General features: G+C 35.3%; 4 protein-coding genes. All 4 read right to left on the reverse strand.

The window, feature by feature from the left end:
- A partial coding sequence (locus HP456_RS22750; protein ID WP_172255321.1) for a DinB family protein occupies window positions 1-239 on the reverse strand: 239 nt, incomplete at its 3' end.
- A gap of 412 nt (window positions 240-651) precedes the next feature.
- Window positions 652-918, reverse strand: coding sequence for a hypothetical protein (locus tag HP456_RS22755; RefSeq protein ID WP_172255323.1), 267 nt, complete (start codon window positions 916-918; stop codon window positions 652-654).
- Between the two features lie 414 nt (window positions 919-1,332).
- Complete coding sequence (locus tag HP456_RS22760) at window positions 1,333-1,794, reverse strand: hypothetical protein (RefSeq protein ID WP_172255325.1); 462 nt, start codon at window positions 1,792-1,794, stop codon at window positions 1,333-1,335.
- 2 nt (window positions 1,795-1,796) lie between these two features.
- A partial coding sequence (locus tag HP456_RS22765) for a hypothetical protein (protein ID WP_216663397.1) occupies window positions 1,797-2,439 on the reverse strand: 643 nt, incomplete at its 5' end.

The raw sequence follows: 2,439 nt of genomic DNA on the forward strand, positions 1-2,439 counted from the left end.
CAGAGAAGGCGGTAGCACATAATGCGCTCCGTATCGGTAATGTGGCCGATGACTTCCTTGATTGTCCATTTTTCCGGAGCATACCGATACATGGCCTTTTCCTCGCTTAAATCTTTTAACAAATACATGGTTTCCTTTAGTTGAACATCAAGAATCTTGAGCAGATCTCCTTCTGGTACGCTGCTCACATATCCTTTATAATATGGAGCATACTCGTTTATCTCCGGTTTAGTCAGCATAGCTTCCACCCCTTTAGTTATTTATTCATTCTTCATATATTACTGTTAAGGTTAAATCTATATCAAAGTCAATCTGAACTCGTTTATCCATTTGAATCCACCTTAAGTTTGGTTAATATCTTGATTGACTTTTATTTTCTCAGAAGTTCCTGGCGAATCTCATTTAAAAGATAAAGTACTCTCACAAGACATCCCAGAATAATTCCAAAAGCAAGTACAAAACCAATTCCACCTAACGGAATAGAACGAAGTAAGACCATAAGTTATTCCACAAATAAAAATAATTCGTAAAATGTCCACCAATTAATCCCACCATTACTTATATTAAACTCAACTAAGATTAAATAGGCCACCATTCATTCTGAGGCATGCACCCCTTTGATTAACTGATGACCCGTTTATGAACTGTTGGTTAAGGTGTATTCCATATAAAAGTACGTACTATTAGTGGAACAATCACTGTAAACAAAAGAACAAAAGCATTCCCAAAAATACCTATGTTTCTTGTAATTCCTTTACTTCCTAACCCCGAAAAAACAATCCCCATAATTGAACCGCCTATCATTAAAGGGAAGACGACTTCATCTGAAACTAAATCAATTCCGTTAAAAAATAAAATATAAACAACTAAGTCAAATCCGCATATGATGATCGATATAAAATTATAATATTTATTCAATTTTCACTCTCCTTTTATTACCATTATTTTACCATCAACTTCATCTCCTTTGTTAAGCAAAATACAAATAGAGCGGAAGACCAGTTGCCTGATATCTTCCGCTCTCGCCCACTTTAGGGGAAACGCAATAAATAACCCATAATAGTTACATAAGTTTGATTTGAGATTATTACCGGAACTATACGCATCAATACCATCTAAAATCCTCGCCAAGTACACCTATCCAATTTTGGTATGACAAAAAGAACTGCGCGAATCCTATGTATAGTGAATAATGGGGGGAGGTAATAACCCGCTTATTAAAAAAAATGAATTCTGTCGATCGTACGATAAATCAACTCCCTCAAACATTAACAAAAAAAGCGTTATTCCTTATTAAACCAGCGACCCCTTTAGCTGAAGAAATAGAGTACTTTACGATCCTCGATACACTGTCATTCCCTGGGCGTTATGCTGCCAGAGAATTTCTTTTATTTTATGGACTTTGTTATCTTCACTTGTGTAGATCATTACAAATACTTCCGTCTTGCTTTTGCTAAACCTTCTTTTGTACTTTGCCTTGATATATAACCACTTTATGAAAAAACCAGTAATCCCCCCAACAACAAGCCCAATAAGTGCCCAGATTATTGGCCCCCATTCTAAAACAAAACCGTAGATAGAACCAAGAAGCATAAAAATACAACCTAATATTCCAGCAAGGTCTACCAGACTGGTTCCATCTGCATAATGAATGCTATCAAATAAACGTGGTGACTCTGTTAATTTGTCTAAAGGAAGGGCGAGGATATTACTTTGGGGTATTTCGTTCTCCATTAGTTCCGTAAGTGCAATTTCCAATGCCGGAGAATAATCAAAACTTGCAATAATATACAATTTCATTCCTCCTTTATCGGCAAAGGGAAGTCTATTTTTTGAAAATCCTTTTTCAGAAATCTGGAGAGTGTCAGGTCATAAGACTTATTATTGTAAATGCTTAATATATAAGTGTGGTAGATAACAAATACATAAACAGATGGGAAAAATAGAAACCATTGAGGATCTAATACCTCTTTCGTCTTGGAAAAATCCATTATAAATGCATAATGAATACCTTCGAGCAGACGGGACTTATAACTGAGTATACCTATCCAAAACAAGCTGAAAATTAAGTTAGGCATATTCTTATAATACATAGCTGAAACACCGCTTGAAAGGGCTGACCAGATAACTGCATTAGCAGGAGAAGTTTTGTCTAAGTTACCTATACCCAATGGTGCAAGATCAAATATATTCAAATCCTGTGTTTTCTCCCTATAAGCTAATAGATATGCTTTGTTATACTCAACTGCCCTCCGATAACTGTCATACATTACAAAAACATAAATAGCCATATAAGCTAAAAACCACCTCTTATCAAGCACTTCCTTGGCCTGCTCAAAATCTCCGATCATCGAAAAATAAATACTGCTATTTATACCTCCAAGAGTATTCACTATCATTTCAAATATCATTAAAACAAAGCCTAATACAAAATCTCCC

This window comes from Bacillus haikouensis (assembly GCF_013179555.1).
Taxonomy (GTDB): Bacteria; Bacillota; Bacilli; order Bacillales; family Bacillaceae_B; genus Rossellomorea; species Rossellomorea haikouensis_A.